Source organism: 'Nostoc azollae' 0708 (assembly GCF_000196515.1).
Taxonomy (GTDB): domain Bacteria; phylum Cyanobacteriota; class Cyanobacteriia; order Cyanobacteriales; family Nostocaceae; genus Trichormus_B; species Trichormus_B azollae.
Map to the genome: position 1 here is coordinate 3,038,088 of NC_014248.1, position 21,872 is coordinate 3,059,959.

Consider the following 21,872-nt stretch of genomic DNA (forward strand, 5'->3'; position numbering starts at 1 on the left):
TTTTTGGCTAAGGTATTCTTCAAAACAACCATTCTAGCAACCTAGCTTTCTTTATCCTCAGCGAGAAATCCACACCCTAAATCTCCCAAACATCGCGTTAGGATGTAATACAGTTAACGGCATAATCTCAGATCATCAGTTGCTATGGAAAATTCCCCCATCAAGGCAGTTCAAGCCTCCTACTACGGCGACAGTTCCTACCGGACACCACCACCAGACCTACCCTCCTTACTGCTGAAGGAACGAATTGTCTATCTGGGAATGCCTTTGGTTTCAGCAGATGAATACAAGCGTCAAATCGGTGTTGATGTAACAAAGTTAATTATTGCTCAGTTACTCTATCTGAAATTTGACAATCCAGAAAAGCCAATCTTCTTTTATATAAATTCGACAGGGACCTCTTGGTATACAGGGGATTCGATCGGCTATGAAACAGAAGCCTTTGCCATCTGCGATACCATCGACTATATCAAGACACCCGTACATACAATTTGTATTGGTCAGGCAATTGGCACAGCAGCATTGATTTTATCAGCTGGAACTAAAGGTTTTCGGGCTAGTTTACCTCATGCCACCATTGTCCTGAACCAACCTCGAAGTGGCACACGGGGTCAAGCAACAGATATTCAAATCTATGCAAAGGAAGTCTTAGCAAACAAGGCAGCCATCCTGGATATTTTCTCCAAGAACACTGGACAGACTCCTGCGAAAATTGCTAAAGACACTGAGCGGATGTTCTATTTGACTCCCCAAGAAGCGAAAGAGTATGGGCTAATTGATATTGTCCTAGCAAGCATGAAGGATCTCCCCAAACCTGTACCGATCCTAGCTTAAATTGCTTCCAATCATCCCTAGTCTCTTCTAATTATCCCTATTATGCCTGTTGATTCAGCACTTCGGGTTCCTTATAACATTCCTGGTAGTAACCAATGGCAGTGGATCAGTATTGGTCAGCGCATGACTCAGGAGCGCATTCTCTTCTTGAACCAGCCACTCACTACCAGTCTGGCAAATTCCCTCATTTCCTCAATACTATATCTGGATTCAGAGGATCAAAGCAAACCAATCTATCTTTACATCAATTCTCTGGGAGATCCTGTCCTAGCTGGTAGGATAGATGAAACGGCTGGCATGATGTCAATTAAATCTTGTTTGGCAATTTATGACACCATGCAGTACATCAAGTCAGAAGTTGTTACTATTTGTTTCGGTCAAGCTGTTGGCATGGCAGCCCTAATCCTATCATCTGGAGCAAAAGGAAAACGGGTCAGTTTACCTCATGCCAGTATCGCACTGACTCAGTTCCAGGTTGCAGCGCAAGGTCAAGCAACAGACATTCAAGTTAACGCGGAAGAAGTATTGCGGAAAAGAGCCATTATTCTGGATATTTTCTCGCAAAACACGGGGCAACCAGCTGACAAAATTACGAAAGATAGTGAACGTATTTTCTATATGACTCCTCTGGAAGCCAAAGAATATGGACTGATTGATCGGGTTTTGGAAAATAGTAAACAGTTGCAAAACTCTATTGTGGCTTGATCTAAATCCTCAACTCTGAGTTCTCAACTTTTACCGAAAATCTACAGTTCTATCTTCTAGTTTTTACCCAAATTTTCCTATGCCTATTGGTATTCCCAAAGTTCCCTATCGCCTCCCTGGTAGCAACTATGAGCAATGGATCGATCTCGAAGATCGTCTATTTCGGGAGCGAATTATTTTTTTGACAGAGGAAGTAGATGACGGTATTGCCAATGCAATTGTCGCTTATTTCCTCTATTTAGATTCCGATGATCAGACAAAGCCGATTTATCTGTATATCAATTCTCCTGGTGGATCTGTCACCGCAGGCATGGCAATTTATGACACCATGCAGTACATCAAATCTGAAGTAGTGACAATTTGTGTTGGGTTAGCGGCTTCAATGGGATCTTTTCTATTAGCTACTGGGACTCAAGGCAAACGTCTGGCTCTACCTCACTCCCGAATCATGATTCACCAACCTTCTGGTGGAACTCGTGGACAAGCAACTGATATTCAAATTGAAGCTCAGGAAATTCTGCGAATTCGTAGTCAGCTAAATCAGATTTATGCTGATAACACTGGTCAAGCTTTGGCCAAGATTGAAAAAGATATGGATCGTGATTTCTTCATGTCTGCTCAAGAAGCGAAAGAATATGGTTTAATTGACCGTGTGATTGAAGAACGCCTGTAGAAAGGAAAAAATAAATTCAAAATTCAAAATTCGAAATTCAAAATGAAGAATTCCTATTTTTGAATTTTCAACTTTGAATTTTGGATTGGAGTAAAGCAATATGGATATCGGAGATTGCTACCGTTTATTGGGGTTAAGGTCAGGGGCCTCTTTTGCTGAAATCAAAGCGTCTTACCGCCGACTAGTACAGCAATATCATCCCGATATCAACCCAGATGATGAAAAATCTAAAGAAAAATTTATCGCTTTGACTGAGGCTTATAAATTCCTACAAACAGTTGTACCGCAAGAGGAAATAGCCCCAAAATCAATTAGTTCATCTGCCGCATCAAGTTTACTCAGTGATTACACCGAGGTAAAATCCCAGGAGTCAGCATCAACAACAACTATAATGCCACATCCACCAACCGTAGAGGACATAGAACAACGGTTAAAGTGGAAGACTTATGAGCAGTTGCAGCGGTTTTTACAACAAAAACGTTTTCCTCAGGCGATCGCACTGGTGGAAGCTTTAGCAGCAAGATTGCCAGAAGATATAGAAGTACGTCAATGGCAAGCGATCGCTTATCAAATTTGGGGCAGGGCTTTAATTGCTGAAAAACAACTCCCAAAAGCTAGAATCTATCTTAAAAAAGCTATCAAGACAGATCCTTTCAACAAGGCTCTGTTAATAGAAGTGCAGCGAGATTTTGAAATTTTGGGGATTAAACCTTAGGATTTATTGAAATTAGCTCATTTCTCAGCATGGATATAGTCTACAAAGTAGAATTTAGGAATGAGCCAAAATTTCAACCAAGAATAAACTCCCAATCCTAAAAGTGCTGTAATGACCACTGGTAGACCTAGCTGCATACGTAAAGCATCAGAAAGAACTGCAACTCCACAAACAGAAGTTACAACATAGGTTAAAAGCAAGATTTGTAATCTTTGTAGATTTTTCAGCGCCTTCCGGCAACTACTACAATGTTGGGTATGTTGGTGGTAACGATCCAACATGACAGCACGGTTGTTATTGATTTTAGTTTCTGGATTACTAATTCCCACCTTACTCCAAGGTAGTTGACCATGACAATATTTATCAAACCAAGTCCGAAACTCAATTACTAAACGATCTGCGCTTGTAGGCAACTTATAGGCAGTTTTCCAACTTTCGCTTTCTTGTCTTTGTTGCAATAAATATTCTTGCTGATGTAGCAGCATCATATCTCCGTCTAGAACTAGATTCCGTATTTTGATGTGTTCCCACCAACGCGGTATAAGATAATGCAGGTTTTTGGCAAAGTTGCGAGTAAACTGAGCAACAATTCTAGATTTACCAGGAGAAACTGGTACACAATAAACTATCAATCCTAATTTCTTGTCAGTGTCACCAATACTAATTGCATACTCTAACAGACAAGGTGGTTGAAAAGTGATTGTTGTGGGCAAGGCTTTGGAAATGGAAACTTCAATTAAATTGATTGTTGATTGGACAACATTAAGAGGAATGGATGTTGCTTTGTCACGATTACCCTGTACCCCATGATGAGAAAAGGGAACATGACTAGGATCTGCTACATTTTCTACTAAGGTTTGCCAATCATATTCTAAGTCACGAATATAAGAAGACCAGACAAAACCTTTGTTAGTATCTATGTGTGGTGATAAAGGTAGGGGTGTAGTTGCAGCTAGTTCCGCTGATTTAGCATCAGGCCAAACCCAGAGTAAATCATTTTCTTGCCGCACTGGTAGGGAAAGTACACAGAAATTTTGTTGATTTTTAGCTACAAGTTGAGGATTCTCAGCTTGAGGAATGTGAGTACAAATACCCCGACCATCAAACTGCCAACCGTGATAACTACACATGAGATTCCCAGTTTTATCGTCTACTCTTCCTTCACTCAAGGGTGCAAGACGGTGAGGACACTGATCTAAAAATACACGGTAATTGTCTGCATCTCTAGGCTTCCATATAACTAATCGAATTCCTAATAAAGTTACGGGAACAGGTCGCGGTGAATCAAGGTCCTCAACTGGTGAGAGAGGATACCAGTGGTGGAAAAAGTTGAATTCAGCTTGCATTTGACTTCTTCTAAGAATCTTAGATAAGTAAGGGTGTAATAAGAATTTTATGTCTCAATCTGCAATTACTGTCACTATTAAATTGTTTGCTGCTTATCAGGAAGCGTATAGTCTGAGCGAATTAGTGCTGTAATTTCCTCATCGTACACCAGTAAAAGCGGTATGTGATCGCTTCATCTCTGAACACCCACAACTAGCAAAATGGCCTGAAGTTACCAGTTTTGGTATCAATCTTATCTTTGTCGAATCACACACCCCTCTTAAAGATGGTGATGAAGTAGTACTCATTCCACCCGTTAGCGGTGGTTGAATCAGTTATCAGTTATGAGTTGTTCTTCTCCACATCTTCCCCAATCCATACCCGACTATTTTTATCGGGTATGTTTGACGTGCATTTTTGCTCGTGTTACTATCATTCCAAAGTTGATGGAAATACGGGGACAGCTAGTTTATGACTCAGGCGATCGCAAACTTAAACCAAGCCAACACTTCCATATTGAAAGCACTGAAGTGTAAAGAATGTGGAGCAGAATATGAACTCCAAGCTAGTCATGTTTGTGAGTTATGCTTTGGTCCATTGGAAGTAAAGTATGACTATGATGTTTTGCGTCAGTCTGTAAGTCGAAAAAGTATTGAAACTGGTCCCAACTCTATTTGGCGTTATCGTCACTTTTTACCCATTACTACCGATAATTACATAGATGTGGGAACGGGTATGACTCCCCTGGTACGTTCCCAGCGTCTTGCCCGTCGCCTGGGTTTAAATAAACTTTATATTAAAAATGATGCCGTCAACATGCCTACCCTGAGCTTTAAGGATCGGGTGGTAACAGTTGCACTAAGTAGAGCTAGAGAATTAGGATTTACGACTGTTTCCTGTGCAAGTACTGGCAACTTGGCAAATTCAACCGCTGCGATCGCAGCCCATGCTGGTTTAGATTGTTGTGTTTTTATTCCTGCTGACTTAGAAGCTGGTAAAGTATTGGGTAGCTTAATTTACAGCCCTACTCTCATGGCTGTAAAAGGAAATTACGATCAAGTTAACCGTCTCTGCTCAGAAGTTGCTAATACACACGGCTGGGGTTTTGTCAATATTAATTTACGTCCTTATTACTCCGAAGGTTCCAAAACACTAGGCTTTGAAGTTGCAGAACAACTAGGGTGGGAACTACCTGACCATATAGTTGCACCACTCGCTTCTGGTTCTCTCTTCACCAAAATTTATAAAGGTTTCAAAGAATTTACAGAAGTTGGTTTGCTAGAAGGTAAGAATGTTCGTTTCAGCGGCGCACAAGCGGAAGGATGTTCCCCCATAGCCACAGCTTTTAAAGAAAAAAGAGACTTTATTCAACCCGTTAAACCGAATACCATCGCTAAATCTATCGCCATTGGCAACCCAGCAGATGGAGTTTATGCTGTAGAAATCGCTCAAAAAACAGGCGGTAACATTGAATCTGTCAATGATGCAGAAATTATTAACGGTATCAAACTACTAGCAGAAACTGAAGGTATCTTCACAGAAACCGCAGGTGGTACAACTGTTGCCGTCCTGAAAAAATTAGTAGAAGCTGGCAAAATAGATCCAGATGAAACTACAGTGGTTTACATCACTGGTAACGGTTTAAAAACCCAAGAAGCAATTCAAGGTTATGTTGGAGAACCTTTGACTATTGATGCCAAACTTGATAGTTTTGAACGGGCGCTAGAAAGATCCCGCACACTGGATCGCCTAGAATGGCAACAAGTTCTTGTTTAGTCCTTATTCAGTGGTCATTATTTGTTAGCAAATTAATAACTGAATCAATGACCACTGATAACTGATAACTGATAACTGATAACTGATAACTGATAACTGATAACTGATAATTAACTATGGCCGTAACTGTTTTAGTTCCTACTGCTCTACAAAAATTTACAAATAACCAAGCTTCTCTAGAGTGCAGTGGTAGTAACATTTCCGAATTATTCGACTCCTTAGAGGAAGCTTGTCCTGGTATCAAGTCACGTTTGTGTGATGAAGCAGGAAAACCAAGACGCTTTTTAAACTTGTATGTCAACAGTGAAGACATTCGCTTTTTACAACATACAGAAACGCCCCTTAAAGATGGTGATGAAGTGAGTATAGTTCCGGCTGTTGCTGGTGGTTGATATATTTAAGTAGTATTAGCCAACGTTTGAATGCTGATTATCTGGGTGGTGTCTGTATTGCTTACCATTCCAGATTGTTTTTTGAGTTTGTAGTTCAAAATTAGTTGAAATTCTCAAACAGCGATCTGAAGAAAGTTAGCACTATGTCAAAATGAAAGTGAATGACTATCGCAAGGTAAGCAACTCGCTCGAAAAGCTAGATAAAGGATTGACCTGAGAAATGGCAGAAGAAACCAATCAAAATCAAGCGGGAGAAGTGCCTCCCAGTCGTGATGTACCAGTAGCATCAGGCCTTCCGACAGCTAACATACCAGATCCCAAAACAGCAAACACAGCAGTTAACCCGAATGCTGCTGTACCTGCTGAAGAAAAATCCCCTGTTGCTAAACCTGCAGCTAAAAAAGGAAAACCTCCTGCGGTGGAAGATAAACCATTTGAAGAGTTTATCCAGCAAGAATACTTACCAGCTTTGCAAAAGGTGATCGCACAGGAAGGAGTACCAGATGTACAATTGACTTTTGCCAAGCAGACCTATCCCATTGTTGGATTTAACTCAGCCGAAGAATGTTGGCAAATTATCGGCTCTTGGCAAAATGGACAACGCCAATTTAACGTCTATTTCCCCGAAGCAGATATTCAAGGGAAAAAGGGATTTTCTTGTAACGAAGGCAAAAAACCCAGCACCCTTGAATCTTTCTTAATAGATGAACGCAAAACTACCCTTGATTTGTTGGTATCTCGCCTAGTTTACCGTTTAAACGGTCAAAAGTGGCTAGGTAGAAATTAATTATTGGTCAGTGGTTATTGGTAGTCTATAAGTGCTTTTTGTTGCTTCAATTCATGAAAATAATAGATAACGATTCCTGTAACGGTGTCGTTATCTCTTCTCACATAGCCATTCTCAACTCATGATTCCGTCACAACCTGGGTAACAACTAAAGATTTGTTGCAACTCTTAACTTTTTATTTGCCTTTTTCGCACCTAGACCTTGCTACACTGTATTTCATACAAATGAAATTATTGTCCTTAGCTACACCTTGTGAGAGCATAAGCTTTAACTATTTGGTGTACTCAAAATTAAGAAAAATAAAAGAGCAATCAAGACATGGTAGATTCCCTAAAAAAACCAGACTTTGAGGAAATGCGTCCAGGCGTTAAAGTCCCTTCTAGAGAAACCCTTTTAACACCACGTTTTTACACAACAGACTTTGATAAAATGGCGCAGATGGATATCTCCGTCAACCAAAACGAGTTACAAGCTATCCTCGAAGAATTTCGAGTTGACTACAACCGCCATCACTTTATTCGGGATGCCGAATTTGAACAATCCTGGGATCATATTGATGGGGAAACTCGGCAGTTGTTCGTTGAATTTTTGGAACGTTCCTGTACTGCGGAGTTTTCCGGATTTTTGCTTTATAAAGAACTTGGCCGCCGCTTAAAAGAGAAAAGCCCTTTATTAGCAGAATGCTTCAACCTGATGTCACGGGACGAAGCCCGTCATGCTGGGTTTTTGAACAAAGCCATGACAGACTTTAATCTGTCCCTAGATTTAGGTTTTTTGACCAAGAGCCGCAGTTATACCTTCTTTAAGCCGAAATTCATCTTCTACGCTACCTATCTTTCTGAGAAGATTGGTTATTGGCGCTATATCACCATTTATCGTCATTTAGAATCCCATCCTGAAGACCAGATTTATCCAATTTTCCGCTTCTTTGAAAATTGGTGTCAGGATGAAAACCGCCATGGTGACTTCTTTGATGCCGTCATGAGAGCGCAGCCACAAATGCTCAGTGATTGGAAGGCTAAATTATGGACTCGGTTCTTCCTGTTGTCAGTATTTGCAACAATGTATCTCAATGACATTCAACGGAAAGATTTTTATGCTTCCTTGGGTTTGGATGCGCGAGAGTACGACATTCATGTAATTAAGAAGACCAATGAAACCGCAGGTCGAGTCTTCCCACTCATGTTAGATGTTGATAATCCAGAGTTTTATCAGCGTTTGGATGTTTGTGTCAAAAATAACGAAAAATTGACAGCAATTTCCAAGTCTAATACCCCCAAATTCCTGCAATTCCTCCAAAAACTGCCAATTTACATTTCTCATGGTTGGCAATTATTAAACCTATACCTCATAAAACCCATTGATGCGATTTCTGCTCACGGTCAAGCTCGGTAATTTAACTTGATAGTGAACTTGATTGTGTAAAAATATTTATTAGTGGTTCTGTACACAACAGAGCCAATTTTTTGTTATTTTCAGCAGATTTAGGGATCAAATCCTAGAAAAACAGCGTCAACGCCTTTGGGAAATTAAAAATTCAGAAAAGATTATACTCCCTTCCCAGTATGAAATTAGGGGTTATGAAATTAGGGGTGTGGGATTCCACCTTACGCACAAGCATTATCCCTCTCCTCTAAACTATTACTATGACCTTATTCTTTTAGTGGGAAGGGAGTAGCATTTGAGATTTTCGATTTTGGTAGGACTTATATAACAGGTAGAATATCTATGTTTAAAGGTTTTAGGAGTAAACTACCACTCCTGTTAGGTTTTTGCCTATTAAATAGTGTTAGTTTTTTACCTGCATCTGCTGTTGATGTTTGTGCAGAAAACACTGGTAAAGGAGACTTGAAAATAGCTGAACACTACGACAGAGATAGGGATGGAAGATATGACAACCAATATGGGGAGAGAGGAAGTGATGGCCGTGCTGGAAAAGATGGACGCAGTGGACAGAACCAAACTCTTTCTGCTGAAGGTTCACCGCTAAGTCTTGACCTCTCAGGTAGAAATGGTGAAGATGGGGAAGCTGGAGAAAACGCTTCTAGTTCCAGATATGGTAAAGACTACAGTGAAAACGTCAACAGAGATATTAACCCCCCGGATGGTGGTAATGGTGGTGTCGGTGGTAAAGGTAGAGATGGGGGAAAGGCCGATTCTCTCAGCGTTTATTACACCAATTTCGCAGATTTAACGAAAATTTTCATCTGTGCTACAGGGGGAGAAGGTGGATGTGGAGGCCGTGTTGGTCAGGGAACAAAAGGCTGCCTGTAACTGTCCTCCTAGAAAGTGGGAGGTAAAAAGCTGTAAAGGGACTCCCGGCACTCCTGATCATAAATGTACTAACAAAGTTTATCGGTGTTACGACGGTAGAAATAGAAGTGATGGGAGTGATGGACGGGATGGTAAACGTAGCAGCTTAGGAACTTTAAGTATCATTAATAGTAAAGAACCTTTAGTAAAGGATAAACCAACTCAGAAAGTAGCCATTTCTTAACTAGATACTCAACAGTTCAACCTTTCCAACAATAAATGGCAATTCCTTCAAGGTGCAGTTTCTCTATTAGCTGCCGATTCTGTGATTGCAGATGAATATCGAGAATTTGAATGGCGTTTAGAATGGACTCTTAAATTAATTTAGCAGGAAAAACAACCTAATTGGTAATTTTACTAATCAAACTGTCACACTCAATTTAAATGATAACCAACAAGTATAAATTGCTTTTCCTGAAGATATATGAGTTGATGGTAGTGCCAAGACTCAGGATAAATTAACAGAATTTACTGTTAATTATGCAATTCCTAAACAAGAGGTGACACCCTTAGCAGTCTCGGAATTTTCTAGTGCGGGAGAAGACCTAAATTTAAAGGTAGTTGATTTAGCAGCAAAATGTGATTTAATCAATACTCAATTTAAGGTAAAAAACCGGGCAAAGGTTAACTTCTCAGGTGCTTTCGATTATCAAAATTTTTATGAAGGAAAAATACCCGCTACATTGGTAAATCGTGATTAAAATCGTTTTATCTTGGCTTTAGGTAAGCTAGAAATTCCTAGTGATGCCCTTAGTTCTGGTACAAATGTTGAGACTGAATTAGTGGCAATAGCTTCTTGAGCGGGAAGTTCTGCACAACAAACTCTCAGGTAGCAAGGTGCTATTCGCAGGAGTAGATAGTTAAAGAGCTGGAGGCTTAAACTAAAAAGCTTTTCTTGAAAAGGTTTTTCTTTCATTCATTAGTAATTAATTTTTAGAAGATTTACCTTTATGTTTAACTATTTCGGAGAGAATATTTCCTATCGAAGCTAGCATCTGAGCTAGGAGAACACCGATAATAGCTATGTAGATTAGGGCATTTATTATATATTTATAATTACCAGCTTGATACCCACTTCAAATCAGAAAACCTAGTCCTTTTGAACCTGCAAGCATTTCTGTGGCAATGAGTTTAAACCAAGCTGTCCACAGTCCAATCTTCAGGGCTTTAAATATATAATGGATACCTACGCAAACGTTATTATCTTGTTTGCAAAACTTTTGAATCCCTGTGGCTGTTTCCACAATAACTGACGAGAGAATACGAATAAGAACGACAAAAATAGCTGCGATGTCGTTTTCTTTAAGTAGAATTAAAGCAATGGGTGAAAATGCTATGGAAGTAATGCTATTTCGTATTTGTAATAATCGGCTAAATAGCTGATAAGCTATAGCATTGACACCAATGGTATAGCCGATAAATATACCCAAAATAGCGGCGGGAATATAACATAAAAATAATGGTTGCAGGGTAGCAAGAATGTCTAATAATATACTACTTTTCATTCCTCAGTTATGATTTGAAACCTCTGGGGAATCCTCAAGCAATAATAGCCAATATCTGTGAAAGGGAAGAGTTAAAAAAGATATAAGAATCCGACTAAATCAAATTTATCAATAAATACAAATTTCAGGAATAAGTTACATATCATTTCCATAGTTGACTTATTTTCATGTGAGGGCTAAATTCTAAAGGTACGCAAATTTCAACAACAAAATCCCCGACTTCTTGAAGAAGTAAGGGATATAATAGCGTAGCTTAGTATAAGCTATATTCCTTAGTTTTCACAAATCAAATAAGATTGCCATATCAGTTAAATTGTTTTCCCAAATTCTGTTTCATTTTTTCTAATTCGTCTTGAGTTTCCCAACGACGAAACTGTTCTTCTAAGTCGTCCAATTTGCTAGAATGACTACTAGGTGGACTTTGCCAGGTATTAGTTTCTAAAAGCTGCTGGGTTTGAGCTTTAGCCCGTGCTGTTTGTGCTTCTGCTGCTTTAGCTTGGACTTCTTGACGACGCTGTTGAATTTTGCGTAGAAGTTCTTGGCATTGGGTAATGCGTTCTTTTAAACCTTGCATTTGTCCCCATTGTTGGTTTCCTTCCCGCAGGAGTAAGTCTTCTCTTGCCTGTGCTGGTGCGGCTAAATCCTCTCTACGTGCAGCCTTGGCTTTTTGAATACGGATGTGCCAACCTTGTATTTCTTGCGCTGTAGAAAGAATTTTGTCTTGTGATCGCTTTTGCTTTAATTGTAAATCTGCAATTAGTTTTAGTGTATCCTCTTCTTGCTCCCGCAGCTGTTCTAGCAGCATTTCTAACTCCAACTCAGGGTTATTCCGCAAGAATTCTTCTAAACGATCTTCTAAAAACCGGCTTAAATCATCAAATAAACCCACTGTGAGGACTCCAAATTTCGGGGGTGTGATTATTTCATTGTAATGATTACTATCAACTATGCCACTTCTGTAAGTCGTGATAGCATATCCCTGAAGAGAACCATACTAATTCCGAACCAATCATGATTTTAAATTTATTACTACAAATTAGAAAATAATTACCTTAAATTTTGTATTTGTAAGTCTGTATCATACCAGGATACATAATAAATTAATTTTTCATTTTCTGCCCAGGTTTAGCAACAGTGTGAGCTAGTACAGTATCAAATAATTCCTTTTAGTCTTAATTAATAATATAGAATTATAAAGAATATGTAAGGAGTCAAAAGTCAGTAGGGATTTAGCAATACTAAATCCTTACAGGAATCAGAGTATGTGTACAATTCTGAATCCTGATTATACAAATGTTTTAGGAAATCTGACGGCTGACTATTGATTGCTGACAGCTATATTAGCGATAATTGGGATATGCGATATCAAGTCAAGTTGAATAAAATAGATCAAGTCTACGCTATTTGGTGTCCTGCATTACCTGGATGCTGGACTGTAGGTGATTCTGAACAAGAAGCATTAGACAAGATCAAATATGTAATTAAGGACCATCTAGAAGGACTTGATGGACTTACTAAAAATGCGGAGTTTTACTATATAGAAGTGAAATAATGCTGCTAGTACCGCAAGGGGAAAGTCAAAAATAAAAAGTCAATACTTTTATGGAGTAGGCCTTTCGTTTATTTTAAATAGTTGCTCTATTTACGCCGTGCCTTATCAGTTGTATTGTCACTATTAAATCACTTAAATTGGTGACAACCAATAGGTAACACCCCTCACAATTTTATCCTGTAAACCAAATTTTGGTAAACTCTCTTCATCCCAACCAAGATAAGTCCAGTGAGGAACATCATTTTCAAAACTTCGAAACCAACCATTTTTGTTTAATGCTTGTCTCTGTGCGGCGCTAGACACTGTTAAATTAAGTGGTAATCCCTAGAGATGTTGTAAAGTTCCAGGGGGTGTAACTGTACCGAGAAATTTTCTTTCTTTTCCTGGTTGTATTTCTTCTAAGGTCCGATTATTAGCGTATTTTCGCCAAAATCTTAAATTAGTAGTGTAACTGCGAGTAAAGTCCCCAGAATATCCTGATTTCAGAGGAATATTGACTATACTTCTAGCTTTATTAAACGCATCTGCAGAAACTTTTTCTAGGTAACATTCACTACTGCCTTAAACTAAAGTAACTGCCATAGTTCCCTGGAACTTTTGTTTTTCTTGTTCGTTTTCTAAAATAACTTTCGGTGGTAATTTAACTTCTAGTTGTTAATTGATAAATACTCCACTATAGGCATGTAATAAGGTATATTCATAAGTATTAGGCTGGGGCAGGTTTACGATTTGATTGGTAATAGTAGTTAAAAAACGCTGTTGTCCATCTAATTCTTGATTGGGAATAAATGGTGTAGTTTTCCATAGTCTTGTGTTGATGTTATTTATTATGGCAGTATTTTGTAGTCGTGGATGGTAGTTGATATTATTGCTCCCAACTATAGTAAAAAACAGCAAAATCATTAGAGCAGTAAACGTTAAAAGTTTTAAACAGCGTTTTATTCTAGAATGACGTTGCATTGATAAATTGATTATTCGTATAACCTCGATTTAATCATATTACAAAAATGTATGGATATTTGGAAAATAGGGAGATGAGTATGTTTATATTTTATAGCCATCTTGGTAAATCAGAAAATCTCCAACTTCTTAAATAATTTGGGTATCTGAACCATGGCAGATATGAAAAAACAATATTAATTATCAGTTAATATGGATATTGCCCAAACCTTACCAGGATAATACTTAGGATAGATGGTAAGGATTTATTCAGGTGTTTAAAGTCCAGTCACAGAGCCTGGGTCAAAGTCGAGTTTGGTTTATTAACATACCTTTAGTCCCAATAAGAAACGGAAATATAGGCATTATGAAATTAATATTGAGGGTCCTGTTGCTAATCCCCAGAAACCCTTATTAGGAAAAGACTATAGAGATTTTGACATGACCTGAATCCTTACGATAAGTATAAAAAATATATAGTAAACTAGTTAAAACAGTAGCAATAATTCTTGCTACTGTATATATAACAACAGAACACTTCACAGCTATAGAGTTATTTGCTGGTCTTGGTGGTTTTCGTCTAGGTTTAGAAAATGCCAATATGAGAACGGTATGGGCAAATGATATTAATAAACTGTCTTGTAAACTTTATAAAAGTAACTTCGGCAAAAATCCAATTATATTAACTGATAATACTATTATTTCTATAATAGACCTGTCAGGAAAATTAACTTGGTGTCGAAGAAATGGTAGAAGGGAATTCTGAGGGTGTAGCAAAAGGAAAAATCCACTAAATTAACTATATTCAAGAATATCCACATCGTAGAGAACAAATACTGGGAATAACTAACCATCAGTTTCAAGACTTGTGAGCCCAACCTGGAATGAATGTAGCATAAAAAACTTCAAGGTGACATAGAAAGTAAAAAGACACGTATAAATCAAACAGGAGGAGGTTAGAAAGGAGGAGGGGGAAACGGAGACTAGAGATGAAAGAACAGGGATGTCTATCCTTGTTCTATTGGACGAAAATGCCAAAATTTGAGGTTTTAGGTTTACATTTCGGTATATCAAAACGGAAGCAAAGGACACATTTCATTACTGGGTAGAGATATTACGAGATGTTTTCCCTCCTAGTGTCCTTGAACAGGTAGGAAAATATGATAATATGATAGCAATCATCCCATGGACAATCAGAACAAAAGGTAGGAAACAAAGATTTTTCCACCAAGGGTATTTTTATTAAACAGGTCATTAGACTTGTAAAGATATTCTGGGTACCTAAACAAGGATTTCCCCTGACTTCCCCAATTTACTCACAAGTAATTCTTACTAACTATTTGTGGTTTAGTCACATTAGGAATTGGTTCATTATTGTTGCCCATTTCATAAGTGTTATGGATATGAGGTCAGTTATGAATTAGTCATCAACATCTTCATGGATAGGAACTATGCGTAACTATTCCCAACCCTGATTCTTTCCTTGGCTCTTTCCTAATCTTAACACTATGGAAAGCCAGATACAGAGTTATTTGTAAATTTTTGGACCTCTCTAATCTAATTGGTACAGAAATTCCAATACGTCCATATCTGGCAGTTGATAATCTAGAAGTGTTAAGTCTAGACTACTTGAAGTTAGATAGCTTAAAGCTTCTGATCCTGATTTGCCCTCAAAAATATCATAGGTTGCAAATCAATCTATCCTCACTGAAGGAGCAACAGTATAGTGACCGTTCTCCTGGCGAATCTTTTATAAGAAGAACTGAGTAATGGTAGATTGCCATAGGACCTCTTCAGTAATGGTGCGGTTCGAATTGCATATGCAATCACAAAAAGCTCAGGAGAGTGTTAAGTCAAATGGGGGTTGATTTATCATTTCAAACACACTTAAGCTGAGATTTAAGGTGCATTTTGCCCCTCTATTCCCGATTGTTTACCGAATTCTTCAACCGAGTCTTCCCAACTGTGTTTGGCATGGGGATCTTAATAGTAAAGTGATCGGTCTCACCTTTGATGATGGACTGCATCACCAATATACACTCCAAGTATTGACAATTTTAGACAGTTACAATATTAAAGCAAGTTTTTTTTAGTTGGGCACTTGTGTCAACCGTTCACCCCACATTGCTAAAGAGGTTAAAAATAGAGGATATTGGATAGGTTTACATGGTTACGAACATCTCTCTTTTCCCACTCTCTCCCCTACTGAGCTAAAGCTGAGGTTAGAAAGAACCCAAGTTGCTATCTACAATGCTTGCTTGTGACTTGCAACCTTAACAAGTGCGAGATATCCGTCCCCCTAACGGTTTTTTTACACCTAGGACTTTAAAATTATTTAATCAGTGGAATTACAAGCCTGTAATATGGAGTATGGTCTCAGAAGATCGGCTACGTTCTAGTGTGTCTGTGGTCTTTCAGCGCGTCCTTACTCAAATAATAGGTAGATCACAGATTTCCTTACATGATGGTGTTTGTCGTGGACAAGATGTAGCAGAAATTATCGAAATTCTAATTCCACAACTGTTGCAACAAGGCTATGAATTTGTAACAGTTGATAGGTTATGGGAAATTAAGAAGGGTGTAGGGGTGTAAGGGGGAAAATCCAATGCCCAATGCCCAATACCCTTTTACACAGGAGAGATTACACAAACTCGTCATCCTACAGGCGTATGAATAATCACCGATTCTACACCAAAAACTTGAGCAATATTATTTGGTGTCAACACAGTTTCTGGTGTGTCTACTTCCCAAAGATCACCTTCTTTTAATAAAGCAATCCGTGAACTATAGCGGGCTGCTCAGTTTAATTCATGTAAAACCGTGACGATGGTTAATTGTTATTGTTGATTGAGATTGTTGAGTAATTCTAATAGTTGTAGTTGATAATTGATATCTAAGTAAGTTGTAGGCTCATCTAAATAATAATACCTTTGGTTCTTGTGCTAAGGCTAAGGCTAAAAAGGCTCTTTGTCATTCACCACCAGAAAGTTCTTCAACTAAGCGAGCGCCAAGATTTTGTATTTTCGTTTTTTTAATTACTGCTTCAATTTTCTGCCTATCATTCATTATCAGTTAACTCCCATTACCACCAAGGTTGATGTGGTGTCCTGCCTAAACTTACTAATTGACGCACAGTTAAACCAGCAGGAATTGGTTGGTGTTGTGGTAAAAGTGCTAATTTTTGAGCTACTAAATTAGGAGGTTGTGAGTGAATTCCTTTCCCATCTACTGAAATTCCTCCTTGTTGAGGAGAGAGAATTCGACTAATTAATTTCAGTAAAGTAGATGTACCAGAACTATTAGCACCAACTAAACTTAACCATTCTCGAATTTGTAAAGAAAGATTATTATCTTGGATAATTGGCGAAACAGTATAACCACCTGTGAGATATTGTAATTTAAGAGGCATTTTAGCAGTTTAAAAAAGCAATTGCTCTGTTTTCTACTTCTAAGCTGTCACGCATATAGTTTTTTAACCCCTGAACTAGACTGTAGGAGGATTTTACCCTCCAAATTATACTAAGAAAGGTTTAAGAGTATCATTCTGAACGTTCGAGGAGCGTCTCTGAAAGAGATAGTGAAGACTCTCCGAGATACTAGAGCCTACGGCATGCTCCGCGTTCACCCAGTGTCCCGAAGGGATATGATGCACTACGTTACCCATGGCTTCCGCCACGCTGCGCTATCAGTATCATATAAGTCCAAGTTTCACCCGTTTGCAGTATATCAAATTTAAATGCGCGATACCTTACCATACTACACAATTTTTTGCAATACAATTATTTAGTTCTTGCGGATATTGGCTCTTGCGTTGGAAAAAAATTAACTTTTGGGAAAAAATTAACTTTTAGGAACAGCAACACAGGTTAATGACGGTTGCATACTCATAGAAGATTTATCTACAACTAACTCAATTTTCCCTTGGGAATTACGATGCCAGGAAGTAGCTTGTATAAAATTCGCTCGGGATTGAAGTACTTGTGCTTGCACTTGTGCTGTTGTGCGATATGAAGAGAGATCGCGAACATCAGACCAAGGTTTATCGCTCCTCACTTCCTGAGTGGGATTTTGGGGTATTCCACCTCGTCCTGTCGCGACAAAACTACTGCCACTAGTATCTGCACATCCTATAGCTATTTGCTGTGATGGGTCAGTAATATTTGCAGGTAGTTCGACTAAACCAGAACTGGGGACAATACTGATGTTATTAATTTGCACTGTGCCATTAACATTAAACTGGGAACTAGCAGTAATATCATTTGTTGGGACTGTGCGGGGAGTGAGGATATCGCGAAACTCTAGACCGATTATGTTTTGAGTGCTGATATTAATATTGCCACCACGACCTTGAACTGCATTGGCGATGATGTCACTGTTTTCTAAACCAACAATTACTGGTGAGTTAATTGACAAATTACCGCCATTTCCATTACCCTGAGCAGTAGCGGAAATAACACTATCTTGATACATCAACAGATAATCTTGTAAGTTTAACTGAATATCACCTCCATTTCCTGAAGCAGTAGATGCACTGATACTACCTTCTTTGTATAGAAAAAGCAAATTAGCGTTAATTTGTAAATCTCCAGCTCTGCCAGGTCCATCATTCTTAACACTCACGAATGCACTATCACTAATGCGTAATGATGGGGTATTAATCGTCAGAAAACCGGCATCACCAGTGGGAATTGACGGTAGTCCATAAGTCTCTTGAACAACTTGATCGAGAATCTCAGATGAGGACATAATGTTACTCGATCTAATTGATCCAGGTGCTTTACCACTAACCTCTAGGAAATCTGAAGCATTAACTGTTACATTTCCCGCTCTACCCTGACTCAGAGTGTTAGAACCCAGAACTCCCCCATCTCTAAGGATTAATCTGGATGTGTTAACCAATATGCTATTTGCATTGCCGGTACCAATCGTTGCCGAAGAGATTGCACTAGGTACTAAGATAATGGGATTGTTACCGACAATCTCGATGAGGTCTTTGGCATTGATCTGCATCGCTCCGCCCTCCCCATAACCCATTGTCACAGAAATGAGACTAGCCCCATTGAAAACTTTTAAGCTGCCCGATGAAATGGTAATATCACCAGCTTTACCAGAGCCATCCGTGATTGTTATGATCTTGGTGTTCACAGTCGGGTTAGTAGGGATAAAACCATTCAGGTAAATCAAGTCTTCAACATCAATTGAAATATTCCCGCTGGCTGCTGCGGTAGGAGTGAAAGTCTGAATCTGTCCACCATCTTGTACGAAAAGTTGATTGGCGGAAACTACAATATCTCCTGATGAACTTGTTCCCAAGTTTTCGATTGCGATTATACTGCCCTGTTTTTGGTCGGGAGTATAGCCTGTCAAATTCAAAGAACCTGTGGCGTGGACAGTAATTCCTTGCGATTGTGTCCCCAAGTTTTGTATTACTACAGTAGAACCTTCAGTTAAGTTGATATTTTGCCCCTGTAGTTGAATTGAACCATTGCTGCCACTAGCATCTAGTAGAGATTGTTGGGCTAGATGGATATCATTAAACTGTTCTACTTGTGAGTAATCTCCCTTCCATCCTGTCACTGTAGAATTGAGTCTGACTAGCCCATGATTGATACTCCCTATTTCTATATGTCCACCTCCGTCTGCTGCCACAATGCCCCCCGCGAAATTTAGCCCACTACCAATGAGTGCCAGGGTATTACCTGCCTTGACTTGTAACCCAGTGGGATTATTGCTGAGATCCAATTCCTGTGCTACAGAGAATGGTGGTATAATGCGATGCCCTAACCCTTGGACTGTGATGGCTCCCGAATCTTGACCCATTTGCAAGCCTATCGGTACGCTCATGGTTAACAATGGCGAACTACTCGCATTGACTGCGCTAAATTCTGTGCCATCAGCAAACTTAATACTATTGCCAGTTGTTCCTACAAATGAACCACCAATATCTAAGCGGGCATTTGCACCAAAAATAATCCCAGATGGGTTGAGTAAGAATAAATTGGCACTACCATTGGCTTGAATCAAGCCATCAATATTGGAAAGATTGCCGCCAGTCACGCGGCTAAAAATATTCTGGATATCGTTAGCATTATCGAAGAATGCAGATCCGTTAGTAGGAATAGAGAATTCACTAAAGCTATGGAATAAATTATTGCCGACACGGTTACCATTGGTGATGGTATAATTATTACTGCCAGTCACAGTAGTTTTGAGTTTGCTGTCGGGAGTCACTTTTGCCTGAACGCGACTGTTATAAGTGACGGATGTTAATACGACGCTAATTAAAGCAAAGATAGAAAAAGTTACTTTCATTTACCGATTTTTAATTGTTTATTCTGTATCTAAGTAGGAAGGCACAAAAACAGAAGTATCTTAAGAAACTGTAATACTTACCTAAGTAAGTCAGCGGGAAAAAATAGAAGTATGTAACAAAAAGTAAAATGACCAAAACCCTCTTCCCTGTTGCATCAGTGCCCTTCGGGTTCTCTAGTCGCACCCTGGGGGAAGGCGAAGCCCCTATATGGGGGAAACTACGCCACTTGCTTTATGCCGAGAAACCCGTCCACCGCAGTGGCTTCCCAAGACCGCGCTGGTTCAGCTCTTGCCTTTTGCCTGTCATAACGATAATTTTTAACAGCAACCCACTTAACCAACATAATCTAACATAGCAAATAGCAATACAAGCCAAAATTATTCTCCTGGCATAATCAGGTAAAAATAAGTGAAAGATTTTCTGTTAATGGGAATAACCTGTTTCGCATTTACTTTTTTTGCCCAAAAGCCTTACTAACATGATGCTAGGCTGCTAAATATTAAATTTAGCTGCGTAACAGCTTACTAAATACAGACATTTTGAGTTGAGGATTTAGAGGTATGGTAGAGACTTTTGTAAATATTGATGGATATTACGTCACTGAAGAAATCTACAATAGTTCCAGAACGGTCGTTTATCGAGTATACCGAGAGATTGACTCATTACCTGTACTCATAAAAGTATTGAAAACCCTTATCGGAGTTTCAGTGAACTCTTCTCATTCCGGAACCAATACACAACTATTAAAAATCTCAACTCGCCTTTAATTGTCCAAATTTACACCCTAGAACCATACCGAAATGGTTATGTGTTGGTGATGGAAGACTTTGGGGGGACTTCTCTCAATGAATGGGTAGGGAAGGTCAAACAAAAGTCTCTACAGGAGTTTTTAGAAATAGCGATTGCCCTCTCCAATACCCTAGATATATTGTACCGGGAACGCATTATTCATAAAGATATTAAACCCAGCAATATATTAATTAATCCCGTAACTAAACAAGTCAAATTAATTGACTTTAGTATCGCATCTTTATTACCGAGGGAAACCCAAACCCTAGTTAATCCCAATGTTTTAGAAGGGACATTAGCTTATATATCACCAGAACAAACAGGGAGAATGAATCGCGGGATAGACTATCGCACAGACTTCTACTCACTAGGTGTGACATTCTATGAATTACTAGCTGGAGAGTTACCTTTTGTAGTAAACGAGCCATTAGTGACAAGTTAAGGAAAAGAAGAAATTGTCAAGGGTGGTATTTGGATAGGTTAGAAATCGTGACAAACTCAGTGTAGACAAGTAATTGAGGGATTGAAACAAGCCATGACAGGCAGTCAAAAAACCAATCGAGACCACGGCAAAAGGAAACAGAGACCAATGGTGGAAGATGAAGTAATAGCCCACCAATTGGAAATATTACTGGCACCAGCCATTACAAATCAAGAAAATTACTACTGAAAACTAGGACTCAGACAACGGATACTGAATTTACCATTGATCATGGCTGCGGTGTTGACCTTACTGTGGCGAGATATAGCAGGAGTCAGAGAACTGACAAGAGTGTTAGCCAGAGATGGTTTTCTGTGGTGTAATCCCACAAAACTTAGTCAAGGCGAACTTCAGATGCTTTTAATACGGTCAAAAAACTCTTGGGTTTAAGTTATTGATGAACAGGTTCAATCAATGGAATTAAATTACAAATTTGGGTAACGTGGTTATTTTATGGTGTTTTAGTAGATTTAGGTGATGCCGTAGCAGATGAACTTTCTCTGCCTTTTGATGAGATTTCATTATAAATGATTTATCGTGGTCTTTATCATTCTACTATGGCTCATCAAAAAGGTAACGCAACAGATCCTGTTAAATATTTTGCTGACCCTCAAAATCGAGATTTAGGTATTATCAAACAGAAGCGAAAACCAAATGTTAAGTTAATTGTTGCTCCTTTTCCTGATCTTCAAAGTGGAACTGACCGATTTTTTTTCATATTTCTCCAAAAGCCTTTTGAAAAAAGACTTTCAGCCTTAACTTGTCACTAAT

General features: G+C 38.9%; 23 protein-coding genes and 5 pseudogenes. 20 read left to right on the plus strand and 8 right to left on the minus strand.

What is annotated here, in order from left to right; translation table 11 throughout:
* Nucleotides 1-144 precede the first annotated feature (144 nt).
* The 4 genes from AAZO_RS14100 (at nucleotide 145) to AAZO_RS14115 (ending at nucleotide 2,927) form a co-directional block, all read left to right on the plus strand.
* The gene (locus AAZO_RS14100; RefSeq protein ID WP_013191779.1) at nucleotides 145-834 is read left to right on the plus strand and encodes an ATP-dependent Clp protease proteolytic subunit; all 690 of its coding nucleotides are present in this window, start codon (nucleotides 145-147) and stop codon (nucleotides 832-834) included.
* Nucleotides 835-876: 42 nt separating this feature from the next.
* Nucleotides 877-1,539, plus strand: a complete 663-nt coding sequence (locus tag AAZO_RS14105; RefSeq protein WP_013191780.1) for an ATP-dependent Clp protease proteolytic subunit — start codon at nucleotides 877-879, stop codon at nucleotides 1,537-1,539.
* A gap of 79 nt (nucleotides 1,540-1,618) precedes the next feature.
* Nucleotides 1,619-2,212 (plus strand): ATP-dependent Clp protease proteolytic subunit, encoded by a 594-nt coding sequence (locus AAZO_RS14110; protein ID WP_013191781.1) that lies wholly within the window; start codon nucleotides 1,619-1,621, stop codon nucleotides 2,210-2,212.
* A 100-nt stretch (nucleotides 2,213-2,312) separates the two neighbouring features.
* Nucleotides 2,313-2,927, plus strand: a complete 615-nt coding sequence (locus AAZO_RS14115) for a J domain-containing protein (RefSeq protein WP_013191782.1) — start codon at nucleotides 2,313-2,315, stop codon at nucleotides 2,925-2,927.
* A gap of 17 nt (nucleotides 2,928-2,944) precedes the next feature.
* Here AAZO_RS14115 and AAZO_RS14120 read toward each other — a convergent pair whose 3' ends face one another.
* A complete protein-coding gene (locus AAZO_RS14120) occupies nucleotides 2,945-4,273 on the minus strand; it encodes an aromatic ring-hydroxylating dioxygenase subunit alpha (RefSeq protein ID WP_013191783.1) in 1,329 nt (442 codons plus the stop codon).
* Nucleotides 4,274-4,322: 49 nt separating this feature from the next.
* Here AAZO_RS14120 and AAZO_RS30450 point away from each other — a divergent pair.
* The 9 genes and pseudogenes from AAZO_RS30450 to AAZO_RS42535 all read left to right on the plus strand — a co-directional run bounded on the left by AAZO_RS30450 (nucleotide 4,323) and on the right by AAZO_RS42535 (nucleotide 10,223).
* Nucleotides 4,323-4,583: pseudogene (locus AAZO_RS30450) on the plus strand (MoaD/ThiS family protein).
* A 14-nt stretch (nucleotides 4,584-4,597) separates the two neighbouring features.
* Nucleotides 4,598-4,789: a hypothetical protein gene (locus AAZO_RS35425; protein WP_187289675.1), complete on the plus strand. Its 192-nt coding sequence runs from the start codon at nucleotides 4,598-4,600 to the stop codon at nucleotides 4,787-4,789.
* Nucleotides 4,725-6,029, plus strand: coding sequence for a threonine synthase (gene thrC / locus AAZO_RS14125; protein WP_013191784.1), 1,305 nt, complete (start codon nucleotides 4,725-4,727; stop codon nucleotides 6,027-6,029). The genes AAZO_RS35425 and thrC overlap by 65 nt, the downstream gene beginning before the upstream one ends.
* 116 nt (nucleotides 6,030-6,145) lie before the next feature.
* A complete protein-coding gene (locus AAZO_RS14130; protein ID WP_013191785.1) occupies nucleotides 6,146-6,421 on the plus strand; it encodes a MoaD/ThiS family protein in 276 nt (91 codons plus the stop codon).
* Nucleotides 6,422-6,641: 220 nt separating this feature from the next.
* On the plus strand, nucleotides 6,642-7,208 hold the full coding sequence (locus AAZO_RS14135) for a DUF2996 domain-containing protein (protein ID WP_013191786.1): 567 nt from the start codon (nucleotides 6,642-6,644) through the stop codon (nucleotides 7,206-7,208).
* A 319-nt stretch (nucleotides 7,209-7,527) separates the two neighbouring features.
* On the plus strand, nucleotides 7,528-8,604 hold the full coding sequence (gene acsF, locus AAZO_RS14140; protein WP_013191787.1) for a magnesium-protoporphyrin IX monomethyl ester (oxidative) cyclase: 1,077 nt from the start codon (nucleotides 7,528-7,530) through the stop codon (nucleotides 8,602-8,604).
* A 333-nt stretch (nucleotides 8,605-8,937) separates the two neighbouring features.
* Nucleotides 8,938-9,483: a hypothetical protein gene (locus tag AAZO_RS42525; RefSeq protein ID WP_338026865.1), complete on the plus strand. Its 546-nt coding sequence runs from the start codon at nucleotides 8,938-8,940 to the stop codon at nucleotides 9,481-9,483.
* Nucleotides 9,452-9,706 carry a hypothetical protein gene (locus AAZO_RS42530; protein WP_338026866.1) on the plus strand — a complete coding sequence of 85 codons (255 nt, stop codon included), beginning with the start codon at nucleotides 9,452-9,454 and terminating at the stop codon, nucleotides 9,704-9,706. Before AAZO_RS42525 ends, AAZO_RS42530 begins: the two co-directional genes overlap by 32 nt.
* Before the next feature lie 316 nt (nucleotides 9,707-10,022).
* Entirely contained in the window at nucleotides 10,023-10,223 is a 201-nt protein-coding gene (locus AAZO_RS42535; protein ID WP_338026867.1) for a hypothetical protein, read from the plus strand.
* A gap of 375 nt (nucleotides 10,224-10,598) precedes the next feature.
* Here the strand turns inward: AAZO_RS42535 and AAZO_RS14150 are convergent, their stop codons facing one another.
* Together AAZO_RS14150 and AAZO_RS14155 are read right to left on the minus strand one after the other, a co-directional pair.
* A complete protein-coding gene (locus AAZO_RS14150; protein WP_013191788.1) occupies nucleotides 10,599-11,027 on the minus strand; it encodes a binding-protein-dependent transporter inner membrane component in 429 nt (142 codons plus the stop codon).
* A gap of 304 nt (nucleotides 11,028-11,331) precedes the next feature.
* Nucleotides 11,332-11,916, minus strand: a complete 585-nt coding sequence (locus AAZO_RS14155; protein WP_013191789.1) for a TIGR04376 family protein — start codon at nucleotides 11,914-11,916, stop codon at nucleotides 11,332-11,334.
* A 432-nt stretch (nucleotides 11,917-12,348) separates the two neighbouring features.
* Here AAZO_RS14155 and AAZO_RS14160 point away from each other — a divergent pair, with 432 nt between their 5' ends.
* Entirely contained in the window at nucleotides 12,349-12,579 is a 231-nt protein-coding gene (locus AAZO_RS14160; RefSeq protein ID WP_228371204.1) for a type II toxin-antitoxin system HicB family antitoxin, read from the plus strand.
* 132 nt (nucleotides 12,580-12,711) lie between these two features.
* Here AAZO_RS14160 and AAZO_RS38370 read toward each other — a convergent pair whose 3' ends face one another.
* Together AAZO_RS38370 and AAZO_RS38375 are read right to left on the minus strand one after the other, a co-directional pair.
* Nucleotides 12,712-12,882 (minus strand): hypothetical protein, encoded by a 171-nt coding sequence (locus AAZO_RS38370; RefSeq protein WP_228371205.1) that lies wholly within the window; start codon nucleotides 12,880-12,882, stop codon nucleotides 12,712-12,714.
* A 351-nt stretch (nucleotides 12,883-13,233) separates the two neighbouring features.
* Nucleotides 13,234-13,476 carry a hypothetical protein gene (locus AAZO_RS38375; RefSeq protein ID WP_228371206.1) on the minus strand — a complete coding sequence of 81 codons (243 nt, stop codon included), beginning with the start codon at nucleotides 13,474-13,476 and terminating at the stop codon, nucleotides 13,234-13,236.
* Nucleotides 13,477-14,065: 589 nt separating this feature from the next.
* Between AAZO_RS38375 and AAZO_RS30455 the strand changes: the two genes are divergently transcribed.
* Together AAZO_RS30455 and AAZO_RS14170 are read left to right on the plus strand one after the other, a co-directional pair.
* Nucleotides 14,066-14,284: a DNA cytosine methyltransferase gene (locus AAZO_RS30455; RefSeq protein WP_228371714.1), complete on the plus strand. Its 219-nt coding sequence runs from the start codon at nucleotides 14,066-14,068 to the stop codon at nucleotides 14,282-14,284.
* Between the two features lie 1,138 nt (nucleotides 14,285-15,422).
* Nucleotides 15,423-16,110, plus strand: a pseudogene (locus AAZO_RS14170) (polysaccharide deacetylase family protein).
* 62 nt (nucleotides 16,111-16,172) lie between these two features.
* On the opposite strand, the pseudogene AAZO_RS14175 reads toward AAZO_RS14170, so the two are convergent.
* From AAZO_RS14175 to AAZO_RS41440, 3 genes and pseudogenes are all read right to left on the minus strand, one after another.
* Nucleotides 16,173-16,927: pseudogene (locus tag AAZO_RS14175) on the minus strand (ABC transporter ATP-binding protein).
* A gap of 431 nt (nucleotides 16,928-17,358) precedes the next feature.
* The gene (locus AAZO_RS14180; protein WP_013191791.1) at nucleotides 17,359-19,830 is read right to left on the minus strand and encodes a beta strand repeat-containing protein; all 2,472 of its coding nucleotides are present in this window, start codon (nucleotides 19,828-19,830) and stop codon (nucleotides 17,359-17,361) included.
* 218 nt (nucleotides 19,831-20,048) lie between these two features.
* Nucleotides 20,049-20,174 carry a hypothetical protein gene (locus tag AAZO_RS41440; RefSeq protein ID WP_266885127.1) on the minus strand — a complete coding sequence of 42 codons (126 nt, stop codon included), beginning with the start codon at nucleotides 20,172-20,174 and terminating at the stop codon, nucleotides 20,049-20,051.
* 217 nt (nucleotides 20,175-20,391) lie between these two features.
* Here AAZO_RS41440 and AAZO_RS14185 point away from each other — a divergent pair.
* The 4 genes and pseudogenes from AAZO_RS14185 to AAZO_RS44615 form a co-directional block, all read left to right on the plus strand.
* Nucleotides 20,392-21,050 (plus strand): annotated as a pseudogene (locus AAZO_RS14185) (serine/threonine protein kinase); the annotation flags it as partial.
* A 105-nt stretch (nucleotides 21,051-21,155) separates the two neighbouring features.
* Nucleotides 21,156-21,290, plus strand: a complete 135-nt coding sequence (locus AAZO_RS44605) for a hypothetical protein (protein ID WP_476691465.1) — start codon at nucleotides 21,156-21,158, stop codon at nucleotides 21,288-21,290.
* A gap of 42 nt (nucleotides 21,291-21,332) precedes the next feature.
* Entirely contained in the window at nucleotides 21,333-21,491 is a 159-nt protein-coding gene (locus AAZO_RS44610) for a hypothetical protein (protein ID WP_476691466.1), read from the plus strand.
* Nucleotides 21,446-21,871: pseudogene (locus tag AAZO_RS44615) on the plus strand (hypothetical protein); the annotation flags it as partial. The gene AAZO_RS44610 and the pseudogene AAZO_RS44615, both read left to right, overlap by 46 nt.
* Nucleotide 21,872: the final 1 nt, after the last annotated feature.